This is a genomic window from Gynurincola endophyticus, from assembly GCF_003991195.1.
Classification (GTDB): domain Bacteria; phylum Bacteroidota; class Bacteroidia; order Chitinophagales; family Chitinophagaceae; genus Gynurincola; species Gynurincola endophyticus.
Genome location: NZ_RCWL01000001.1, coordinates 467,562 through 490,676 on the forward strand (window position 1 = coordinate 467,562; position 23,115 = coordinate 490,676).

The following is a 23,115-nucleotide window of genomic DNA, read 5'->3' on the forward strand; positions in this document are numbered from 1 at the left end:
TCTTTTCTTTTAATTCCCCTTTCTCTTATTTTTTCCCTTTCCCGTGTTAGTCTGAATAAAACTTACAAGTTTAGTAAGCAACGCAGGATGAATTTCACCTGCTGCATCTGCATAACTTTTAATATTGGTATTCATATCAGCAGCAGACGCTTTCATCACATGATTAAGATCGTCGATAATAAATAATTCAGCTTTCGGTTGAGCTGCTTTTAAGCATTCCGCTTCTTCATTCTTGATTTGAATATCAGAGCCGCCGTTTACAATCAGTATGGGCATTTTCAACCCGGGCAGGATATCTTTTGCAGCATATCTGGTACTTGAGATTAAATAGGGCTGAGAAGGCGGTGCAAATACATTTGCCAATGCAGGCGGATATTTTGAAACTGTAAAGCCGGCTCTTAAACTGTCAATCGGTTCTTTAAAATAGCTATGTGAGCTCTCGGGTAATCGTTCTTTTAATTGTTTTTCAATGGTAGTGAGCAGATCAACACAGGTACCCGAAAGAGAAACATAAACATCTACCGGATGGTTTACAATTGCTGCTGCACCCAGCAGTGCGCCTTCGCTATGGCCGATCAGTACCCACTTTTTAATTGATGGATATTCTTTTTTCATGGCATCAATAATTGCTTCCACATCCTCTATTGAATGTGTCATGCCGGTATGTTCCGCTATTCTATAGCCATATTTACTTTCTCCGATTCCGCGTTTGTCGTATCGTATCGTTAAGAATCCTTTTTGTGTCAAAGCTTCGGCTAATAATTTATAAGATTTGAAATGAACGCCCAAAGGGTTTGCCCCGTCCCGGTCGGTTGGTCCGCTACCGGGTACAATTAAAACACCTGTTTCATATTTTCCGGCGGGCGTAAGCGTCGTTCCAAACAAAGTATCGCCTTTAAAAATTGCTTTAAAGGGTAATTCCTGCTGTGCAGAGAGAAAGAGTTGTGGAATTAATAGTACGAAAACTACAAATAGCTGTTTCATATACATACATATAAGTTTAAAGCAGGTGATACAAGAATTTTATCAAGTTAATAAACAAGTTGGAAATGGAGCTACAAGATGCCAAAAAAGAATTTATCGAATTATGGGGCGAGGTGGGTAAAGAATGGGGGATTTCTAAAACTATGGCAATGGTGCATGGATATCTTCTCATTCAGGAGTTTCCCGTACATCAGGAAATGATTAAGAATGATCTGCAATTGAGCAAAGGAATTGTGCATTACAATGTGAATGCACTCATCAGATGGGGCCTCGTAGAACGTGTAGAGGTAGAGGGCGATCGTAAAGATCATTATCTTGCCGAAAACGATATCTACAAGGTGGCTAAAATTGTAGCCATAGAAAGAAAACAATTGGAGTTAGAACCCCTGGTAACCCGGCTGGAACCAATACTGGAAGTAGAGGGAGGCCTTGAGAAAATACATTTTATCAAGGTTGTCAGGGATGTTGCCGCATTTGCCGAACAGGCTAACAAAATATTGGAATTGTTTATTGGGTCCAGATCTTTAAAAGGACTGTCTATGTTGGTTCGTTTTTTACAAAAGTAACCCACTCACCCCCTTTCAAACCGGTAAAGTTTTTAGGTGCTATTGATCTGAAAAGGCAATGGCACCTAATTTATTTAAAGAAAAGACCGGATGTGCAAAATCTCACCAAAAAAGCGTAACTTAAATGGATACACTATGGAAAAATGTTAATATTTGACTAATGTGTTAATATTTAATAAATTATGTGTTCGGTACAGTTGATATTTACAATGAAAACCGATGAGAGAATGGTTAGGTTGGCTTTGGAACATTTTTAGTATATAATCTTAGTCAGTTAATATTAATTTATGGCAGCGCAAAAAAAGACTTTAGTAATAGGAGCATCTACTAATCCCAATCGTTATAGCTATCTGGCAATTGACAAGTTGAGACAAAAAGGTCATCCTGTAGTGGCGATCGGTCAAAAAGAGGGGCAGGTGTTTGATATAGATATTCAGAAAGGCCAGCCTTCTTTAGAGGAAATAGATACAGTAACTTTGTATCTGAATGCTAAAAATCAGGCAGAATATCAAAACTATATATTAAAGTTACATCCCAAAAGAATCATCTTTAACCCAGGTGCTGAAAATGATGCTTTTGCCGATGAAGCAGAAAGAGCCGGTATAAAAGTATTAGAAGCTTGTACGCTTGTTATGCTTTCTACCAATCAGTTTTAAAGATCCGTCCTAAGCAATACCATTTACTCTCTGAAACGCTCATTCATTTAATACACATAAATGAAACGATATAGTATTGTATTGATCTTAGGATTGCTTGTTATTCAAATAAACGCTCAGTCTCAAAGTGTTCCTTTTGAAAGTTTTGAGCGTACGGGAAAAGTTCTGCCTACGTCTGACTCCTGCCTGATTCATCTGGTAACCGCTGCTGTCGGAGATACTGTAATGGTTGCAACTGCAGCCGAAACACCTCTTTACGGTATTGTAAAATCGAATAAATCTGTAAATCACGCAGTATCCAACTTAAGCATAGAAGTCATTTCTTATCCTAACACGACCTTGTTTCTCTCGTACAGAAAAGGAGTTCCGAAAGGAGAGGGTTTTGTTGGAAGAATGATCCAAACTCACTCGAAAGAAGTGTATCTGCTATCCTTTCATCACCAACAAGGCTATTATTTTCAAAAAATGCCGGTAGATAAAGTGATCGCCCATTAAATGCTATGCTTATGAAAATTCTTTACCTGTTTCTATTATTGATTTCTTCTCAAATACTGTTTGCTCAGATTCCTAAATATGCCAGCCGGCCTTCTGCAACTTCGGTGGTATATCTTGACTTTGACGGACACCGGGTTGAAAACACTTCCTGGAATACCGATGAGTCTTCTATTGATGCTGCTCCTGCTGAATTAAGTGCAGAAGATATTTTTAAAATCTATCGCATCGTAAAAGAAGATTTTATCACTTTTAATGTGAACATTACGACCGACTCAATGTACTATGAACAGGCGAGTGTATACAGCAGGCACCGGGTAATTATCACCCCCACTTCATATTGGCGGGCAGAAGGAACAGGAGTGGCTGTAATTGGTTGTTTTGCCTTCGGAGACGAAACTCCCAGCTTTGTTTTTTCGGATAGATTAGGAAATCATTTTTACAAGATCGGACAAATTGTTGCACACGAAATCGGGCATGCGCTCGGACTACAACATATATCCGAATGGAATGAAGACTGTACGCTGAAAAACGAATACAAAGGACAAACAGGTACAGTGTTTCCTACATTTTCTCCGATCATGGGTGAAAGTTTCGATAGTGATATCACCGGTTGGGTGAGTGATTTCAGTGTGCTGGCCTGTGATGATGTACAGGATGAGATTTCGATGTTCCACTCAGGAAGATTTGGTTTTATTCCCGTAGCAGATGATATTTCAAATTACTTCGCGGGTGCCAAAACGTTTTCTGAATTTGAAGCTCATGTTACTGACGGAATTATTAATGATTCAAATGACATTGATATTTTTAAGCTTTCTTTAAAGCATGCCCGTATTGTTGATATTGACATTACTCCTAACAGAATTAATAAACAAACAAGACTAGGAATTAATCTCAACCTTGCAGTTGATCTGTATGATGCCGATTCAGTATTGATCAGAACTTATCAGGATACTGATAATATTGATATTTTTATTGACACTATTCTTAATGCCGGTACATATTATTTTGCAGTCAGGGCTGTAGGAAATGAAAATATGCCGCGCTACAGTAGTTTTGGTTCATATGAGTTTCTTTACCTCGTTAATAATGTTACCCTGAATGATCTGAATATAGATATTAACGGACTACAAAAAGGATATCAGCATGAATTGCGCTGGAGTTTTAGCGGAGGAACAATGAACGGTACCGCTTTATTACAGCATAGTGTTGATGGTGTAAATTTTAGTCCGATTTATAAAGATAGTTTAAGGCTTGCTGAGTTTACATGGATGCCGCAAAATACTGGTAGTCATTACTATAGAGTTGGTGTAATGGAAAGAGATGGTTCTATGGGTGGCTATTCAAAAGTATTGAAGATGGGAGTGGATAAGAAAACATACCGGTTGTCATATACTATGATCTCAGATAAAATTGAATTATTGATGTATGAGCCTGGTGAATATGAGCTGATCGATCTGAACGGAAGAGTGCTGCAGCGGGGAAAATTAGGCGAAGGGTATCAGAAGATTTCGTTAATGTATAAGCCAAAAGGAGTGGTATTGCTGCGTATTTTACAAAAAGGTGCACGAAATGTTGAAAAATTAATGGTTCTGTAACATATTGTTTTTTTGTGGTTGGTTTGACTTTCGGTAAATTTAAGAAACAGATCCACCATGAAATGGAGAACACTCAGTGGTAAATTCATTGAACAGCCCATTTATGAAGCCGTGGAAACAGTGATAGAAAGAGAAATATCCAATGGCGTTCATCTGAAAGTATGTATCGGTACCGATTCACAAGTAAAAGGTGCCCATACCGATTTTGCAACTGTTATTGTATTTTTGCGTGAAGGAAACGGAGGTTTTATGTATATACAACAGGAGCAGGTATATAAAGAGTATTCCATAAAAGAAAGAATGCTATTAGAAGTAGCTAAGAGTATTGAAGTGGCTTATTCGCTCTGTGAACTGTTTAATAAGTATAACGTCGACATGGAAGTACATGCCGATATCAATACAAACCCCCAATTTAAAAGCAATGATGCGTTGAGAGAAGCAACCGGGTATTTGATGGGGATGGGTTTTGCCTTTAAAACTAAACCCCTTGCCTTTGCGAGTTCGAGCTGCGCCGACAAAATTGTAAATTAGTAATGATCAGATCTTTTTTATTGTCTATCTTTTTTTGTGCGTTATCACTTTCTTTAGCAGCACAATGGAAATTTGAATATGCTCCAGTAGATAAACTATCTTCTCAGTTAACAGACCCCTACAATAGTTATCAGCTACAAATGTATGCTACCGGTTTATCGATTAATCAGCAATATCTTTTGGCTACTTATTATTGGGATAAACAACAACCTCCTGTTAAGTATAAAGTAGATTCACTTTTCGGTGTTTACAGGTCTGCTATTGAATTGCCTGCTCAGGCAACATTATCGCGCTTGTCAGTTCCATATGATATTTTGCTCATTGATGAATTACATCACCTCCCACAGCATCGTGTTTTTCTTCACTCAATGCTGAAGCAATTATATGTTAACGGCTATCGTTACCTGGCTTTAGAAGCTTTGTATGAGGATGTAATGAAAACCAAGACGGTTTCGGTAGATGCGGGTGTGTATACAAAGGAGCCGAATTTTGCAAATATGATTAAAGAAGCAATGCGGTTAGGCTTTACCGTTTTTGGATATGAAGGGAATGATTTTTCCAGTAATACTGTTCGTGATTCTATAGCTACAATAAATATTTTAAAACAATGGGATCCTGCCAATGGAAAATTGATCGTGTATGGTGGTCCGGCACATATCAATAAAGAAGAAACCCGTTGGGGGAAGTCTGTAGGTTATTGGTTAACCAAGGCAGGCTATAAAACGTTTTCAGCTACACAAACAGGGTTATATTACTCTGATCAACCAGAGTATGTTCATCCGTTCTATACATTTAATAAGAATAAGTATCCGGTTATATTAGGTATTTCAGATCAGCATTATTTTACTTCCAGAAAAGAAACAGACCTGATGATTATTCATCCGGTTACTAAAATAGAGAACGGATTACCTAACTGGTTATTTAATTTGTATCCCACCCAGCCCCAGGTTTCTTTAAATGCAATATTTACCCCGCAAGTTGCATCTTATTGCAAAGTGTATGTTGCAAAAGAATATGGAGAATCTGCTGTTCCTTATGGTATTTACAGCTTCAGACAGGGAATGCAACAAAATTTATGGTTGCCAAACGGCGATTATGTTTTAGAGGTAGAGCAACATCCGCTAAGAAAAGAAGTTATTCCGTTTTCTGTGAAATCCGGTGCAATTGTACAGTAATTGTACAAACAATATTATCTTGCAAATCTAAACCTGGCAGTATGAAAACAAGATGGATATGCTGTGTCTTGCTGATTTGCTTTGTTCAACAATCGTTGTTTGCACAAATTCAGTTACCTAAACTGATCTCTGACGGAATGGTTCTTCAAAGAGATCAGATAATTCCTATATGGGGATCGGCTAAAAACGCTTCTGTTATTCGCATTCAATTTCACGAGAATGTTTTTGAAACAAATGTCGGCGCTGATGGTAAATGGAGCTTCGAATGGCCGGCCATGCCCGAAGGCGGCCCCTATAATATGGAGATTTATGCATTTACTTTCAATGAGAAAGTTGATACGGTGATCAAGGTGATCAATGACAGTACTATTCAGGAAGTTGAAACAGTTGTATCACTGATATTGACAGACTCTGCATTTGTTGAGGATATTCTGATTGGAGATGTATGGTTGTGCAGTGGCCAGTCAAATATGGAAATGCCAATGCGGAGAGTAGAGAAGCTGTATGCAGAAGTAATGCGTAATGCGAATGCCCCTTTGATTAAATATTTTGATGTACCTGTTCAATATAGTTTTTTAAAAGCTAAAAATGATCTGTCGGGTGGAAAATGGTTGCCGGTAACGCCCGAAACGATCAGGGAGTTCTCTGCTGTAGCTTATTTTTTTGCCACTAATATTCAGGCATCTTTAGATATTCCTATTGGTATTATTGAAGCTTCTCTGGGAGGATCTCCGGCAGAGGCCTGGATCAGTGAAGAACGCCTTCAGGCTTTCTCTTATCATTATGCCGAGCTTCAGAGATTGAAGAAAAAAGATTTTATTGAAGGGGTTGAAATGACTGATCGTTTACGTACCAATAACTGGTACGCAAATGCACGAAAAAAAGACTCCGGCTACATGAACGCTACTCAGCCATGGTATTCAACAAAAACTGATGCTGCTGATTGGAAAACATTTAATGTACCGGGCTACTGGAAGGATGGAAGTATAGGGAATATAAACGGAATTGTCTGGTTTACGAAAACCATTCATCTCGATCATGTAGACCAGGCTAATACCGCTACAATAGAGCTGGGCGCTGTTGTGGATGCTGATTCTGTTTGGGTGAACGGTGTTTTTGTAGGTACTACCAGTTATATGTATCCGCCCAGGATTTATACGATTCCTGCAGGTATATTACAAGAGGGAGAAAATATCATTACAGTAAGGGTGATCAGTAATATCGGAGATGCGGGGTTTGTTCCTCAAAAACCTTATGAGCTGCGTTGGGATAGCCAGGCATTAAGCCTGGAAGGCGAATGGAAATATCAGATAGGTGCTATGATGACTCCGTTAAAGCCTCCGACTTCTTTCAGATGGAAACCTACCGGATTGTACAATGATATGATTCATCCGTTAATTCAGTATCCGATTAAAGGAGTTGTTTGGTATCAGGGTGAATCGAATACCAGCCGCCCGATTGAATACGAACAGTTAATGATTACATTGATTGAAAACTGGAGAAGCGACTGGAAGCAGCCACATTTACCTTTTTTGATTGTTCAGTTAGCTAATTATATGAAAGAACAATCACAGCCGGTAGAGAGCCATTGGGCACATACCAGAAACGCGCAATATAATTTATCGTATTTACCCAATGTATATGTAGCACCTGCAATAGATCTGGGAGAGTGGAATGATATACATCCTTTAAATAAAAAAGATCTGAGTGACCGTTTAGCAGCTATTGCTAAGAATAGAGTGTATGGTGCGGTTGATATTGTAGCGAGTGGCCCCGTATATTCTCACATGGAAGTTATTAAGGATACGATGGTACTTCACTTTAAAAATACCGGTAGTGCTTTGATTGCTAAAGATGGGAAAGAGCTGACTTACTTTAGTATTGCAGGTGTTGATCAGAAATTTGTATGGGCGAAGGCGTGGATTGAAGGCGATGTAGTAAAAGTATATAGCCCTTCGGTAAGAAATCCTCAGGCGGTAAGATATGCATGGGCTGATAATCCGGCTACTGCTAATTTGTATAACGAAGACGGATGGCCATGTTTCCCGTTCAGAACAGATGATTGGGCTTTTATTCCGTAATGGAGATTTGGGTTTACCGTTAAGAATTGAACCATTAAGAAATTAAGATACTCTGCCGCTTCGCTTTGGCTCATTCTATCTTATAATCACCATCATAAACATGAAGAAAATGAAGTTGAAAAGCGAATGAAGTGCTGTCTTCCGCGCTGCTTTACCTTCATTCTCTTCATGTTTCCCATTAACATTTCAAACATAGGAGAAATTAAGGTAATTAAGTTTCCTGATTCCCTTAATTTCTTAATGGCAAAAAATATTCAGTCCAGTTCTTCTTCTTTTTGCTGCTGTTCTATTTCTGTATTGCACTGATCGATAAAATCGAGTACCTGTTTTCGTCCCAACTTTTTTTCTGCGCTGGTTATAAAGTGTTGTGGCAAGAACTGCCAGGTTTTTCTTAATTCATTTAAGAATTCCTTTGCATTATTATTCGCTTCTTTTTGAGTGGTTTTATCTGCTTTTGTAAATACCAGGCTCAACGGAATTTTCCACTTCGCTAATTGATTTACGAATTCAATATCGATTTTTTGAGGAGTATGCCTGCTGTCTATCAATACAAATACATTAATCAGGTTCTCACGTTTTACCAGATAATTTTCAATCATTTTAGCCCATGACTTACGTTGTGATTGAGAAACTTTTGCAAAACCGTATCCTGGTAAATCTACCAGGTACCATTCAGAATAGTCACCTGGCTTCAGGTTATTTTTTTCCGGAGCACTTTTGATGGTAAAATGGTTAATCATCTGGGTTTTTCCCGGAGATGAAGAGGTTTTTGCTAATTTCTGGTGATTACATAGCATATTAATCAGCGATGACTTACCTACATTACTTCTTCCGATAAATGCATATTCAGGAAGATCTGCCGGCGGGCAAGACTCAACATCAGGACTGCTGATTATATATTTTGCACTTAAAATGTTCATGGCTGCAAGTTACAACAATTTGAAGCATTGATTTATAGGAGCTTTAACGTAACGAATGAATGAAAGAAGTATATTTGCAGGCATTATGGCTAAGTTTTCGCACGATGATATAGTTCCGTTTGAGGGTACGGAAAAGACTAAGAAAGAGCAAGTTGCGTCGATGTTCGACCAGATTGCGTTCAGATATGATTTTTTAAATCGTTTTCTTTCTATCGGAATTGACGTATATTGGAGAAAAGTTGCCATCAAAAAAATCGCTGATATTCAACCTCAGCGTATCCTAGATGTAGCAACAGGAACCGGTGATTTAGCAATAATGACCCACAAGTATCTGAAACCCAATGAAATTGTTGGAATTGACATTTCAGAGGGTATGTTGAGTGTGGGCAAAGAGAAAATTGCTAAAGCCGGCTTAAGCGATATCATCAAGCTTGAAAAGGGCGATAGTGAAGCAATAAACTTTCCTGAGGGGTCGTTTGATGCTGTAACTGTGGCGTTTGGAGTCAGAAATTTTGAAAACCTGGAACTGGGGCTTGCAGAGATGTACAGGGTGATCCGTCCGGGTGGAAAAGTAATGATTCTTGAATTTTCAAAACCACGAAGAGTTTGGTTTAAGGGTATTTACAATATGTATATGAATATTGTTGCTCCTAAAGCCGGCCAGTGGCTATCTAAGAATAAAGACGCATATCAATATTTAAATCAATCAATTAAAGCATTTCCAGAAGGCGAAACATTTCTACACATTTTACAATCTGTTGGATTTAAACAAACCAGTCTTAAAAGATTGAGCTTAGGAATATGTACAATTTATTGCGGAACAAAGCCTGCCAATTAGTTATTGGCCTTTTGGTATGTGGTCTCAGCTTTCAAAAAGTTCAGGCTCAGAATCGTACCTTACATTTAGAAAACCATGATGATAAAAAGTATTATCTGGGCATAGCTTTGATGTATAATACTTCAAGGTTTAATGTTTCTCATGATGCCAGCTTCTTATTTCATGATAGTGTTAGTGCCATCAATCCTCTTAACTCAGGAGGTTTTGGTTTAGCCGGTATGCATACTTATCGCTTTAGCGACAGGTTTGAAGTGCGTGCCATCTTCCCTCAGCTACTCTTTGCTTACAAAGATCTTCAGTATGATTTAAAAACACCCGATCCTTTTTATGACGAAGCACCAGTAGTGACTAAAAGAGTTGAATCTATTCAGTTAGGATTACCTGTTCACTTAAAGTTCAGAAGCGATCGTATCAATAACTTCAGGGTATATATGTTTGCCGGAGGAAAGGTGGAGTATGACTTATCGAGTAATTCGAATGCCAGAAAAGCAGATGATATGATCAAGTTGAAGAAGATCGATTATGGCATTGAGGCCGGAATCGGTTTTAATTTTTATTTCCCCGTGTTTATTTTGTCGCCTGAGATTAAAATCAGTAACGGTGTACAAAATATTCATGCGCGAGATGCCAGCTTTAAGTACTCCAGTACTGTTGACCAACTCAAATCGCGCATGATCATGTTCTCTCTTATTTTTGAAGGCTAATAGTCGTATAACCTTCTAAACATATTCATTCGAAGGCCTAATGATATTAATGTAGAATTCATATTAATATCATTAGGCATTTTTTGATTTCTTAATGAAAGCTGTGTTTCTAAGAAAATATTTTCCCTTACTTCATATCCTACGTAGGCATTTACATATAATGATTTTGCCAAAGGGCCTGAAGGAAGTTTATAACCGTAATCGCCCATTGAACGGGTGTTATACAATTTAAAAATATTACTTCCTACATTATCAGCTGGTGTCAGGTCTATACCTTGCGCCCAATAGATAGCAATTGCCTGCATGGTCCATTTTGGATGCGGTTGGTAGCGAGCAATTCCTATTAACTCAGCAAAGTTGGCTCCTGACGGATGTGCCAGCGGCTGATTGTAATGGGTGAAATTTGCAGCGGAATCGTAATGGCTATAGTTGAAAGGCCTTACCAGATTCACTTCTCCCTGCAGATCTAAATTTTTTACTCCGAATGCATTAATGTATTTAGCTCCGGCCTGTATTCCGAACTTGTTTCCCCACCAGCCGTTTCCTGATGTTAGTTCTTTAATTTTAAATTCATTGAACAGAAGTTGTCCGTATAGCTGAACCTTTTTCGCAATATTTATTTTAGCATCTAACCCTACCATTGCATTGTCGCCGCTTCCTACCTGTTGTTCGGCCGCTCTTAAAAACATAACGGGGTTTAAATAACTGAATTCAAAGTGATTTTTTCTTCCGAATGAAATGGCTTCAAATACACCTATATTCAGCCATCTGGTGGCTTGTAAACTCAGACGGTGCATTGCCATATATTTTTTATCCAGAATTTTATTACCGGCATTGATATGAATCGTTTGTGGTACGAGTTCGGTAAATAGGTTCGTATAGTCAAACTTCCAGATTCTGGTATTGATTTTAAAGAACAGGTAACTGTTGCCGAAATCACTTAAAAAAAGAGACCGGTAACCGTTACCAACAAAAAGTTTATCATATCCGAATTGAAGTTTTATATACTTAGTAGCACCGAAATGTATACTGCCTCTTGCGTCAAAATAATCAACTGCAGTGGTTTTGAAACGTTTATAGAAGCCTACTCCGGGAGTTGCGTTGTGGTCAGCGATCCAGCGGTGAAAATAATCCGGACCTCTTTCCTGATTTTCCATGATGGTAGCATCAAACCCTACCTTTTCTGCAATTAACCCTCTTAATTGTACTCCTCTGGTATTTAAAAAAACATTCTTATCGTTGTCAAACTCTTTATTCTGCTGATATTGAAGAATCGGATTTACTGCCAGATAGAAATCTTTTTGATCTACTTCAAAGAAATTGGCTTTGTCTTTATAAAACGTTTTGAAAATAGGTTTTTTAGAGGCAAAATCCGGATCATCAGTGTCGTACCATTCCTGATTGTTCAAATAGAAGCTGCGGATATAAGCCTGATCAACAGCAGATAATTCTAATTCTCCAAGTTTTGAAAGTGAATCTGCTTTCTGAATTACCTCCATTGCATCTTTCCGGTACACAGTTTTAGTGTAACCGATGTGGCCCGGCATCAGTATATCAATTCTGTTCAGCAGGGCTTCAAATTTATGCCCCTGAGGTAACAGGCTTGACTGTGCTTGGGAAATATTCGTACAAATGAAGCAGAATAATGTAGCTGCTAGTGCTTTTTTTACAATAAATTGCATTACGAACGTTTATAAATAATTTAAGAATGCAGATGCCCTAAAGCGGCTTAGATATTTAGAGGTGCTGCAATATATGAATTTCATGTTATGGCGCAATATTTAATCAAGAATATTACCTTAGTCAATGAAGGTAAAAAATGGGTAAGTGATGTTTTAATTAACGAAGGAGTTATCGCAAAAATTGCACCTGCAATAGAGGTAAAAGGTGCGGTAACAGAGATAGACGGTACCGGTAAGTATTTGTTACCCGGGGTGATCGATGACCAGGTACATTTCAGAGAGCCGGGTTTAACCCATAAGGCCAGTATCTATACTGAAGCAAAAGCGGCAGTAGCAGGAGGGGTTACTTCTTTTATGGAAATGCCGAATACGGTTCCACCGGTTTTTACACAAGAGTTGTTAGAACAAAAGTATGAGATCGCTAAAAACCACGCATTAGCCAATTACTCTTTTTTTATGGGTACTTCTAATGACAATCTGGAAGAAGTTTTAAAAACAAACGATAGAAAGAGAGATGTTTGCGGTATCAAGATCTTTATGGGATCATCTACCGGCGGTTTGCTGGTAGATAATTATCTTACTTTAAATAAGATTTTCGGCGAAGCGGAAGTATTGATTGCAACGCATTGTGAAGACGAAAAAATCATTAAAGCCAACCTTGCCCGTATACAATCAGAAAAAGAATTGGAAGCAAGCGACCATCCTGTGATCAGAAGCGTGGAAGCTTGTTTTGAGTCTTCATTTACGGCTGTTCAGCTGGCCAAACAAAATGATACCCGTTTACATATTCTGCATATCAGCACCGCAAAAGAATTGCAGTTGTTTAGTAATATGGTTCCTTTAAAAGACAAAAGAATCACCAATGAAGTTTGTGTTCATCACTTACATTTCACTGCTGACGATTATGCCGCTTTGGGAAACCGTATTAAATGTAATCCGGCTATTAAGTCGCCGGAGAATAAAGAAGCTTTGTGGGAAGCTTTATTAGATGACCGGTTAGATGTAATAGCTACCGACCATGCTCCGCACCTGCTAAGTGAAAAAGGTTATGAACGCCGTAATGGTGAATTGGTAGAAGTGTCAAAAGACTACGCCCACGCCCATGCAGGTTTACCATTGGTGCAGCATTCGCTGTTGATGATGTTAGAGTATGTAAAAAAAGGACGTATTTCTATTGAAAAAGTGGTAGAGAAAATGAGCCACGCAGTAGCTGTTTGTTTTCAGATTGAAAACAGGGGCTTTATCAGAGAGGGGTATTTTGCAGACATGGTAATTGTTGACCTTCAACACGAAACTGAAGTGAACGAAGCCGGATTATTGTATAAATGCGCATGGAGCCCGTTAGAAGGAACCCGTTTTTCTTCAACCATCGAAAAAACTTTTGTAAATGGCCATTTAGTATATGGAAATGGTGTATGGGATGAATCTCTTAAAGGAGCCCGTTTACAATTTAACAGACCATAATTAAAGTTTATATATGCTGATAGATGTTACTACTTATAAAGATTTATCCATTTTTCAAGGTGAAGATGAATACTCTGTATTTAGTAAACTGAATTTTACCAATACGGTGGAGGGGCGCGAACAATTATTGAAATTCTTTAAAACGCCCCTGAAGGATATCAAAGAAATAACACAGGTACAAAACATTGTACGGAAAATGAGCCGGTTAATGGCCGACTGGCCTACGCAAATCTCGAATGGTACCCTGATGGTACTGGTAAAATTTTACGAATCAAATCTTGACTCTATTCCACGAGGATCAGTTGTCAGCTCTTACAATTATAGACTTTTCAATAGTGCCGATTATGCTATTCTGCGATTTTCTGTAGAGCATTTCATCAGATTTGTGAAAGGAATGTATCAGTTGATTGCAATGGCTAAACAATCAGACCTTCCGCATCCGGCTGCACATTATATAGCATTGGCTGAAAGTATTCTCAGAAAGCCTGCTTTTGTGGAAGTATTTAAAGTAAATGAAGACCAGAAGTTATCAATAACTGACAATACCTATTTCGGCAAGTTTTTTAAGGAAGAAGCACGTGCCGATATCTTTCAGCTGATTGCCATCTTCGGCAAATTTGATGCATGGTATTCCATGGCCAAAGCACAGGAACATTATCAACTGGTGTTACCAGAGTTTATCGAAAGCGATAAGCCTGAATTAGAAGTAGAAGGTCTTTTTCATATTCTGTTAGATAATCCCGTTAGTTACAATGTTAACCTGAATCAGAAAAGTAATTTTATATTTTTAACCGGTGCGAATATGGCCGGCAAAAGCACTTTTATCCGCGCGGTCGGAATTTCTGTTTATCTGGCCCATCTCGGTATGGGAATTCCGGCAGCAAGTGCAAAAATGTCTGTATTCAACGGATTGCTGAGCAACATCAATGTGCTGGATAATATTTTTAAAGGCGAAAGCTATTTCTTTAATGAAGTACAACGCATTAAGAATACCATTACGAAAGTAATGTCAGGAAATAAATGGCTGGTATTAATTGACGAACTATTTAAAGGAACGAATGTAGAAGATGCGGTTCGTTGCTCCACTACCGTTATAAAAGGACTGGTAAAAATAGATCAGTCATTATTCATTTTATCTACCCACCTTTATGAAATTGCGAATGAGCTAAAGGAATATGATAATATATCATTCAGATATTTTGAAACAAATATAAATGGAGAACAACTTGAATTCAGTTATAAATTGAAAGAAGGGGTCTCTAAAGACAGGTTGGGCTATCTTATTCTTAACAGGGAAGGAGTAGTGGATTTGTTGAACAATATTTAAGCCGGTATTACCCGGTTTTTTTTACCCGGTAATTTTGATTTTTCAATATAAAACCGTATCTTATTAGAATAGGCATCTTGTATTTCATACACATTCTTACTATAGTATATTTATTTTCTTCCCTTGAAATCATAAAGTTTATATTTTAAAATCCACACATAAAGTATTCCCGTATATATACTAAAAGTTACTATGCTGGTAAAAACGTTCGGAAGTGCTATCTATGGGGTAAATGCAGTGCAAATAGTGATCGAAGTAAATGAGTTGCCCGGCGTAAAGTATTATATAGTCGGTTTACCTGATAACGCAGTTAAAGAATCATTGCAACGCGTAGAAAGTGCCATCAAAGAAATGGGTTTTAAAATGCCACGGCGAAAACTGGTCATTAATCTATCTCCCGCCGATATTAAAAAGACGGGTGCAGCATTTGATTTGCCCATTGCTATCGGTATACTGGGGGCATCTGGTCAGATTAAAAACTGCAGTGTATTAAGTGAATATGTAATGATGGGTGAATTAAATCTGGATGGCAGCATTCAACCTATCAAAGGTAGTTTGGCGATGTCGATCATGGCAGCCGATCTGGGTTTTAAAGGCATTCTTCTGCCTAAGGCAAATGTAGGAGAAGCTTCTGTAATAGCATCTATAGATGTTTTGGGAGCAGCAAGTTTAAAGGAAGTGGTAGCCTTTATCGAAAAAGGAGAACCGGTGTTCAAAGCAGATCCGGCCAGCTTACAAAGAAGTTTTTCTAATGAATGGAAGGATGATTTTCGTGATGTAAAAGGGCAGACGCTGGTTAAAAGGGCGCTGGAAGTTGCCGCAGCAGGTGCACATAATATACTGATGATTGGACCTCCGGGGGCGGGTAAAACAATGATGGCTAAAAGATTGCCCACCATTTTACCTTCCTTGAACCTGAAAGAAGCTATTGAAATTACAAAGATTCATTCCATCGCGGGTATTCTACCATTAAATCAGCAAATGATCTGAATACCTCCTTTTCGTGCACCGCACCATTCTGTTTCTGATGTTGCCTTAGTAGGCGGAGGCAGCATTCCTCAGCCTGGAGAAATTTCTTTAGCTCACCGCGGTGTATTGTTTTTGGATGAATTACCGGAATTTAAAAGAACTGCATTAGAAGTACTGCGACAACCTTTGGAAGATGGATCGGTGGTGATCTCCAGAGCTAAAATGAGTGTGGAATATCCGGCAGAATTTATATTAGTAGCAAGTATGAATCCTTGTCCTTGCGGCTATTTCACTCACCCTGAAAAAAAATGTACCTGTTCATCGGTAACTATACAGAAATATTTAAGCAAATTATCCGGGCCGTTGCTCGACCGGATTGATATTCATATTGAAGTTGAGCCTGTTAAATTGGAAATGTTACAGGATGCTAAAGAAGAAGAAGCTTCGGTTATTATTCAGGAAAGAATATATCAAGCTAGAGATTTACAAATGCAAAGATTTGATAATCAATTGTTTTTAACAAATTCACAGATGAGAAAAAAACAATTGCAAGTATACTGTAAAGTAGATTCAGCAGGTGAAAGTTTACTAAAAACAGCAATGGAAAAACTACATCTCTCTGGTAGAGCTTACGATAAAATTCTGAAAATAAGCAGAACAATTGCCGATCTGGCAAAGTCTGACCAGATAAAAGCAGAACATATTGCAGAAGCAATCCATTATAGGAGTCTGGACAAAATTTAGATTTGTAAATACCTGATTATTAGTGTCTTAGTTATTTGGAGCTGAATAGATAAACAAAAACCGGCTTTAAAGCCGGTTTGAAAGTATTTATTATATATTAAGTTATATCTTATTATAAGAAGGGGAAAGTTTTGACTTTCTCAAACCACCTTTTGCTTTGTCAGCAATAATCATGATGGTTTGAATGGCTGTTAACCGGATAATTCTTAAATCGAGTCCGAAGTTGGCATTTCTGATATAAAAAGCGTCGAACTGGTATCTGTGAAAAATATCTTCGTAGCAATTTACCATTCCTCTGTATCCCTTTACCTGTGCGAGGCCTGTGATACCGGGTTTTACTAAATAGCGTGTTTTATATTGTGGGATAACTACCGAAAATTTATCTGCATCTGCGTGCATGTGTGGGCGTGGGCCTACTATACTCATATCGCCCATCAATACATTAATAAACTGTGGAAACTCATCTAAGTTAGTGTTTCTTAGTAGTTTACCTATTTTTGTAATGCGTTGATCTTCCTGGCTGGCTTGTTTAAAATCAGCTTCGGCATTGATCACCATAGTTCTGAACTTGAGGCAGTAGAAAGGTTTGCCGGCAAAACCTACTCTCTTTTGAATAAAGAAAACAGGGCCTTTTGAACTAAGCTTGATAATGAGCCCTAAAAGAGGAATCATCCAGGAAAGTAAAGTAATACAAACCAATGAGGAAATGAATATGTCAACGAATCTTTTAGTTGCAAAATATCCTTTTCTTTCAGTAATGTATGATTTATAACTTGACGCCTGTTCACCAATTACTTTAACATATTGCTTATCTGTAGAAGTTCTTAGTTTGTTCATAGTATTGATTCCCTCAATATATTTTTCTGTTTATATGATTAATATCCTGAAGGGGATATATCTCTTATGATCCTATAAGGTTATTAAACGTTGCTTTTCCTTAAAACTTATTTTTTCGTTGAAAAAAAATACAAACTATATGCCTCGTTATCTAAAATCACCTTCAGATAATGAAGAAAGTTGAATTTAACTATATTTTAAGGAATAAATATTCAGCGTAATACACAATAAATGGCCTCAAAAAAGAATATGGCAATTCGTTTGATATAACGAAGTTACTATATTCGCGTTGATGTGGAAAACTAATTTTTTTCCAAAGCAACATTGTTAACCTGCCATTTGTCACGTATTTTTAACTAGAGTAATTATGTTTGGAACAGAAGAATTAAAGAAAAGAGAATGGTTTTTGATTGTAATTTATTTCTTCTTTAATACTGTGTTCCTTCCTCATGGGTTGTTGTACACTACTTTACTGACTCCTCTTTTCATGTACAGTTTATACCAAAGAAATATATATAAGTATATCTATTGGTACCCTTTAGCACTACTACCTTTCTTTATTCAACATCTCACGAATGGCATCGAACTATACTACTATGTAAAGTCTACCGTATTAATGTTTACGGTTGTTGTATTCTGTGTGTTTGTGTACCATTGGGCAAAAGACTTTCAGGCCTGGGATAAAGTAATGCGAAGGCTGGTGTACTGGAATGCAGTGTTTCTTGTGTTTGCTATAATCGCTTATCAAACACCACAGTATGCACACAAGTGGTGGTGGATCAGAGGCATCAGTTCGGGTATAGAAGGTGTTTCACGATTGAAACTACTCACCTACGAAGCGTCATATTATTCATTGTTGTTAGTACCGGTTTTCTCTTATTTCATTGTCTCAAGTGTAATGAGTGATTGGTGGAAAAAAAATATCATCCCGGTATTGATATTGATGGTATTGCTGGTTCTGTCATTTTCGTTGGGTGTAATCGGAGGACTGATTATAGCACTGTCAATTGTATTAACCGTGCTTTTATATAATAAAATCGGCCTGAAGAAGTTTACTTTGTTAGGTGTCGGTGTCATTGCCTTATTAATCGGGGCAATCTGGTTGGTAACCGAGCTATATCCGCATAGCATGTTGGTTACCCGTTTGAACAATGTGCTGAGTGGTAAAGACACATCTTTTAACGGACGAACATCAGACTCTTTCTTTTTGGCAGATGTATTGTTGGGAATGAAGAATAAGTTTTGGGGGATCGGATTCGGGCAGATAAAAGTGTTAGGACTTGAATTATGGCGTTCGTTCTATATGCACCCATATACGTTTGAAGAAGTGGCTATTCCTAATGCGGCTGCCGAAACTTTCGCCATTTTTGGATATTTAGGGTTAATTTTGAGAATTTTAGTTCAACTTACTTTATTCTTTACTACGAAAGTGTACAAGAATGCTTTTAGGTTAAGCTTATTTCTATTCATCTTTATATACCAGTTTACCGGCAGCTATATATTCAGCATCGCTGAATATATGATCTGGATACTTGCCTTTGTTCCGAATTTTAAAGATTTTGACTTTATTAATATTAAAAAGAAAAATGAGAATACTCTTCCTGTCTAGAGCAAGTTTATTTACGAATAAAGGCGGCGATACTACTCAGATCGAACAAACAGCGAAAGCATTGATTCGTTTGGGGATTGATGTGACGATTAAAACTACCAATGAAAAGATTGATTACTCAGCATATGATTTAATCCATTTCTTTAATATCATCAGGCCGGCTGATATCATGTACCATATTGAAAAATCAAAGTTACCTTATGTGGTTTCTACGATTTATCTTGATTATTCAAGCATCAGAGAACAAGGTATTAAAGGAATGATGGGAAGAATACTGGGTAAAAACAGCATGGAGTATGTAAAAACCGTTGCACGCGATATAGTAAACGGAGAACGTATTCAATGGAAGCCTTATTGGTATAAAGGACATAAAGCAGCTATTAAGGAAATTCTTAAGAATGCTAAATGTTTATTACCCAACTCCGATTCGGAATATCAACGGTTTAAAAAAGATTTTCCTCAGGCAGGTAATTATGTAGTGGTGCCGAACGGAATCAGAAAAGAAGTTTTCAACCTTGACCAATACCGGCATGTACAAAGAATCGGCAATAAGGTGATATGTGTAGGGCGGATTGAACCCCGCAAAAATCAGCTGAACTTAATTAAAGCATTGAATAATACCGAATTTGAATTGTATCTGATTGGTATTATTTCAACCAATCATAAAGACTATTACGAAGCTTGTCAAACAGCTGCTGCAAAAAATGTTCACTTCGTGGCACGCCTGAGTATCGGTGACTTATTAACTGAGATGGCTTCTGCACAAGTACACGTATTACCCAGTTGGTTTGAAACAACCGGATTGAGCTCGTTAGAAGCTTCTGCCATGGGATGTAATGTAGTGGTAAGTGCTATGGGTGATACAAAACCATATTTCAGAGACCTGGCAAGCTATTGTGAACCGGGAGACGTGAACAGTATTTACAATGCTGTAAAAGAAGCTGCCGTAGCTGACCAATCGGCATTAAGAGCATTAATTGAAAAAGAATATACCTGGGATGCTGCTGCTAAAGTAACCTTGGAAGTATATAATAAAATCCTTCTGAAGTAATATGAGAATTGCCATCTTAGGAACCAGAGGCGTTCCGAATTATCACGGCGGCTTCGAACAATTTGCTGAATTCTTTTCAGTGTACCTGGCTGAACTGGGCGAAGATGTATATGTTTATAATTCTTCTTTACATCCCTATAAAAAATCAACTTTTAAAAGAGTTCATATTATTACCTGTAAAGACCCGGAAGATAAACTGGGTACTCCGGGTCAGTTTATCTATGATCTGAATTGTATTCTTGATGCAAGAAAAAGAAAGTTTGATGTTATTCTTCAATTGGGCTACACCAGTAGTACTATATGGTGGCGCTTAATGCCGCGTAAAGCAATTGTTGTAACTAATATGGATGGCCTGGAATGGAAACGCTCCAAGTATTCTAAAAAAGTACAATCTTTTTTAAAGTATGCTGAAAAATTAGGTGCCAAACATTCACACCACCTCGTGGCAGACTCGTTAGGTATTCAATCTTACCTGAAAGAAAAGTATAAAAAAGATTCTACTTATATTGCTTATGGTGCCAACGTTTTTAAGAATCCTGATCATACTGTATTAAGTAACTACAATGTAGCAATTGAAAAATACAGTTTACTGATTGCCCGCTTTGAGCCGGAAAATAATCTTGAAATGATTCTGGACGGGGTTGTATTGTCGGGATCTAAAGAACCTTTTCTTGTTATAGGAAAACATGAAAATACTTTTGGTGAATATCTTAAAAATAAGTTCAGTGCTTATGCGCATATCCGCTTTGTAGGGGGGATATACAATCTTGATATACTGAATAACCTTCGCTATTTTTCAAGATTATATTTTCATGGCCATTCTGTAGGAGGTACCAATCCTTCTTTATTGGAAGCAATGGCATCACATACATTGATCTGTGCGCATAATAATGAATTCAACCGTGGTGTTTTGAGTGACAATGCTTTCTATTTTTCAACAGTTGATGAGGTAAAAGAATTATACCTGAGTAAAGAAAAAGCTGACTTCCGGCAATGGGTACAACTGAATGAAAAAAAGATCAGCGAAGAGTTTAACTGGAATCTGATCAATAAAAAATATTATGATCTCATAAAAAAAGTAAGAGGATAATACTCTTACTTTTTTTATTCAGTGAGATTATTCCTGTTGATTTGCCGGTGGTAATTTCTGAAGATATACGATCATCACATTTTATAACTGTAAGGATATTATCTGAACTTTGATATTTGTCAAATATCGATCGACTACACCCCAATCCCCTATCTATAAAAAAACATACATCAGCTTTTAGACGCGTGCAGTACAAATGTCTAATAAATAATTTAAAAAAATATGTATGTTAATCGGTCAGGATTTTAGGAAAATCAACATCTTTATTTATACATTTATGAGATTTATTATAAATGCTGTTGTAAATGTTAATATTCGTCTGAACGTAAATTAGGATATTCGATAGCCTTGTTTACAATGGCTTATATTGTACCTTGCAATTAGTTTATAGTAATAGATTTCCGGGTGAAATAATGAATGACTTTGAAGGAAATATTCAATGTCCCGGATAGTAAGGTGAACAAAAAAGACTACCAACACTTTTAATAAGGCACAGGTTCGAATGCAACATTTAAAAAACACAATGAGTAACAGATGGCAAATGACAGCTGCTATCCTATTAGCTGCTATACCAGTGAGCTGTGTATTTAATTTGATGAAAATCAATAGTCTGGCGATTATTCTGGTCGTTGCCTTTAGTTTAGTCGTCGGATGGGGAAGTCGAAAAAACATAAAGCTTGATTTCTTTAAATTATCCTACCTTCTGTACTTTGCTGTTATTGTGTCGGCGTTGATCCATACCTCCAATTTCTCGTTAGAACTAAAAAATATTGAATCTAAATTAAGCTTGCTCATTTTACCCTTTGCTTTTGCTTTATTACCATTCAAATCAGTTTATATAAGACAGCTGGTTTTACTCTTTACTACTCTTGCTGTTTTAGTAAGCTCAATAATATGTTTGATCTTTGCCGGAATGTATTGGACAAAAACCGGGGATACTTCTCATTTCTTTTATCATGAGTTCTTAACTCCATTAAAACATCATGCAGTATTTTATTCCATCTTTGTTTTTATATCCCTGATGTTTTTCCTGATAGAAACACCTTTTATCAACTCCATTCAGTGGTTAAAAAAAATCAAGTGGGGTATCATTCTTTATTTGCTACTGCTGCTATTTGTTTTATCTTCTAAAATGGTTATTGTCATCAGTTTCTTATTATTACCCGCTATCTATTTGAAACGGAATGATTGGAAAAGATGGTGGTGGATACCGGCTTCATTGCTGGTTGTGGCTATTGTTGGTTTAAGTTACAAGAATTCTATCAGCAGCCGTTTCCATGACTTATTGGATACGAATTTTACCATGTTAAAGTCTGATGTTATTGGCAAAGGCGAATACCTGAACGGTTTAGAGTTCAGACTATTACAATGGCGTAATACTTATGAGATTTTAAATAATAAAGAAGCGTGGTGGTTTGGACTCACTTTTTCTGAAACCAATAAGACACTTTACGAACAATATGATGCCTTACAGTTATACGGAGAAAATACGGCTACCGGCAAAACAGGTTACTATTTATACGACACCCATAATCAGTTTTTACAAACAACTTTAGAATATGGTATATTGGGTCTGTTGCTTCTTTTACTTATTTATATTGCAATTGTTCGATTGGCTGTTTTACAGAAAGACAAGCTATTATTCTGCCTTGCAGTAATTTTTATTACTTTCTCTTTTACCGACACTATTTTAGAGCGACAGTACGGGATGGTTTTATTTGTTTTTTTACCACTATTGCTGCAATCTGCTCATTTTACTCCGAAAAGTAAAACTGAATCGGAAGGTTAAATGAAGAG

20 protein-coding genes and 1 pseudogene are annotated in these 23,115 nt (G+C 37.4%); 17 read left to right on the plus strand and 4 right to left on the minus strand.

The features are described from left to right. Window positions 1-9: 9 nt before the first annotated feature. The gene (locus D9O48_RS02045) at window positions 10-984 is read right to left on the minus strand and encodes an alpha/beta hydrolase (RefSeq protein ID WP_158624790.1); all 975 of its coding nucleotides are present in this window, start codon (window positions 982-984) and stop codon (window positions 10-12) included. Between the two features lie 65 nt (window positions 985-1,049). Between D9O48_RS02045 and D9O48_RS02050 the strand changes: the two genes are divergently transcribed. The 7 genes from D9O48_RS02050 (at window position 1,050) to D9O48_RS02080 (ending at window position 8,083) form a co-directional block, all read left to right on the plus strand. Continuing rightward, a complete protein-coding gene (locus D9O48_RS02050) occupies window positions 1,050-1,550 on the plus strand; it encodes a GbsR/MarR family transcriptional regulator (RefSeq protein ID WP_126970081.1) in 501 nt (166 codons plus the stop codon). A gap of 287 nt (window positions 1,551-1,837) precedes the next feature. Next, window positions 1,838-2,206 (plus strand): CoA-binding protein, encoded by a 369-nt coding sequence (locus D9O48_RS02055; protein WP_126970083.1) that lies wholly within the window; start codon window positions 1,838-1,840, stop codon window positions 2,204-2,206. Between the two features lie 60 nt (window positions 2,207-2,266). Next, window positions 2,267-2,701 (plus strand): hypothetical protein, encoded by a 435-nt coding sequence (locus D9O48_RS02060; protein WP_126970085.1) that lies wholly within the window; start codon window positions 2,267-2,269, stop codon window positions 2,699-2,701. Window positions 2,702-2,712: 11 nt separating this feature from the next. Beyond that, on the plus strand, window positions 2,713-4,296 hold the full coding sequence (locus tag D9O48_RS02065; RefSeq protein WP_158624791.1) for a M10 family metallopeptidase domain-containing protein: 1,584 nt from the start codon (window positions 2,713-2,715) through the stop codon (window positions 4,294-4,296). A gap of 57 nt (window positions 4,297-4,353) precedes the next feature. Then, window positions 4,354-4,827: a ribonuclease H-like YkuK family protein gene (locus D9O48_RS02070; RefSeq protein ID WP_126970089.1), complete on the plus strand. Its 474-nt coding sequence runs from the start codon at window positions 4,354-4,356 to the stop codon at window positions 4,825-4,827. Between the two features lie 2 nt (window positions 4,828-4,829). After that, window positions 4,830-6,002 carry a hypothetical protein gene (locus tag D9O48_RS02075; RefSeq protein ID WP_126970091.1) on the plus strand — a complete coding sequence of 391 codons (1,173 nt, stop codon included), beginning with the start codon at window positions 4,830-4,832 and terminating at the stop codon, window positions 6,000-6,002. Window positions 6,003-6,043: 41 nt separating this feature from the next. After that, the gene (locus tag D9O48_RS02080; RefSeq protein ID WP_126970093.1) at window positions 6,044-8,083 is read left to right on the plus strand and encodes a sialate O-acetylesterase; all 2,040 of its coding nucleotides are present in this window, start codon (window positions 6,044-6,046) and stop codon (window positions 8,081-8,083) included. Between the two features lie 254 nt (window positions 8,084-8,337). Here the strand turns inward: D9O48_RS02080 and yihA are convergent, their stop codons facing one another. Then, window positions 8,338-9,003, minus strand: coding sequence for a ribosome biogenesis GTP-binding protein YihA/YsxC (gene yihA, locus D9O48_RS02085; RefSeq protein WP_126970095.1), 666 nt, complete (start codon window positions 9,001-9,003; stop codon window positions 8,338-8,340). 55 nt (window positions 9,004-9,058) lie between these two features. Here yihA and ubiE point away from each other — a divergent pair, with 55 nt between their 5' ends. Both ubiE and porT read left to right on the plus strand, forming a co-directional pair. Next, window positions 9,059-9,841 carry a bifunctional demethylmenaquinone methyltransferase/2-methoxy-6-polyprenyl-1,4-benzoquinol methylase UbiE gene (gene ubiE, locus D9O48_RS02090; RefSeq protein ID WP_233589151.1) on the plus strand — a complete coding sequence of 261 codons (783 nt, stop codon included), beginning with the start codon at window positions 9,059-9,061 and terminating at the stop codon, window positions 9,839-9,841. 11 nt (window positions 9,842-9,852) lie between these two features. Beyond that, the gene (porT, locus tag D9O48_RS02095; protein ID WP_233589152.1) at window positions 9,853-10,545 is read left to right on the plus strand and encodes a type IX secretion/gliding motility protein PorT/SprT; all 693 of its coding nucleotides are present in this window, start codon (window positions 9,853-9,855) and stop codon (window positions 10,543-10,545) included. Here porT and D9O48_RS02100 read toward each other — a convergent pair. After that, window positions 10,542-12,227: a hypothetical protein gene (locus D9O48_RS02100; protein ID WP_126970099.1), complete on the minus strand. Its 1,686-nt coding sequence runs from the start codon at window positions 12,225-12,227 to the stop codon at window positions 10,542-10,544. The genes porT and D9O48_RS02100 overlap by 4 nt on opposite strands. 87 nt (window positions 12,228-12,314) lie before the next feature. Here D9O48_RS02100 and D9O48_RS02105 point away from each other — a divergent pair, with 87 nt between their 5' ends. The 4 genes and pseudogenes from D9O48_RS02105 (at window position 12,315) to D9O48_RS19005 (ending at window position 16,731) form a co-directional block, all read left to right on the plus strand. Further along, window positions 12,315-13,691: a dihydroorotase gene (locus tag D9O48_RS02105; protein WP_126970101.1), complete on the plus strand. Its 1,377-nt coding sequence runs from the start codon at window positions 12,315-12,317 to the stop codon at window positions 13,689-13,691. Between the two features lie 13 nt (window positions 13,692-13,704). Further along, window positions 13,705-15,018, plus strand: a complete 1,314-nt coding sequence (locus D9O48_RS02110; protein WP_126970103.1) for a MutS-related protein — start codon at window positions 13,705-13,707, stop codon at window positions 15,016-15,018. A gap of 192 nt (window positions 15,019-15,210) precedes the next feature. Beyond that, window positions 15,211-16,389, plus strand: a pseudogene (locus D9O48_RS02115) (YifB family Mg chelatase-like AAA ATPase); the annotation flags it as partial. Window positions 16,390-16,401: 12 nt separating this feature from the next. Then, window positions 16,402-16,731, plus strand: coding sequence for a magnesium chelatase subunit ChlI family protein (locus D9O48_RS19005; RefSeq protein WP_262707371.1), 330 nt, complete (start codon window positions 16,402-16,404; stop codon window positions 16,729-16,731). 102 nt (window positions 16,732-16,833) lie between these two features. Here D9O48_RS19005 and D9O48_RS02120 read toward each other — a convergent pair whose 3' ends face one another. Continuing rightward, window positions 16,834-17,568 (minus strand): sugar transferase, encoded by a 735-nt coding sequence (locus D9O48_RS02120; RefSeq protein ID WP_126970105.1) that lies wholly within the window; start codon window positions 17,566-17,568, stop codon window positions 16,834-16,836. Between the two features lie 367 nt (window positions 17,569-17,935). Between D9O48_RS02120 and D9O48_RS02125 the strand changes: the two genes are divergently transcribed. The 4 genes from D9O48_RS02125 (at window position 17,936) to D9O48_RS02140 (ending at window position 23,107) form a co-directional block, all read left to right on the plus strand. Then, window positions 17,936-19,177: a hypothetical protein gene (locus D9O48_RS02125; protein ID WP_126970107.1), complete on the plus strand. Its 1,242-nt coding sequence runs from the start codon at window positions 17,936-17,938 to the stop codon at window positions 19,175-19,177. Next, on the plus strand, window positions 19,155-20,228 hold the full coding sequence (locus tag D9O48_RS02130) for a glycosyltransferase family 4 protein (protein WP_126970109.1): 1,074 nt from the start codon (window positions 19,155-19,157) through the stop codon (window positions 20,226-20,228). The genes D9O48_RS02125 and D9O48_RS02130 overlap by 23 nt, the downstream gene beginning before the upstream one ends. 1 nt (window position 20,229) lies before the next feature. Next, window positions 20,230-21,318 (plus strand): DUF1972 domain-containing protein, encoded by a 1,089-nt coding sequence (locus D9O48_RS02135; RefSeq protein WP_126970111.1) that lies wholly within the window; start codon window positions 20,230-20,232, stop codon window positions 21,316-21,318. Window positions 21,319-21,820: 502 nt separating this feature from the next. Then, window positions 21,821-23,107: an O-antigen ligase family protein gene (locus D9O48_RS02140; protein WP_126970113.1), complete on the plus strand. Its 1,287-nt coding sequence runs from the start codon at window positions 21,821-21,823 to the stop codon at window positions 23,105-23,107. Window positions 23,108-23,115 lie beyond the last annotated feature (8 nt).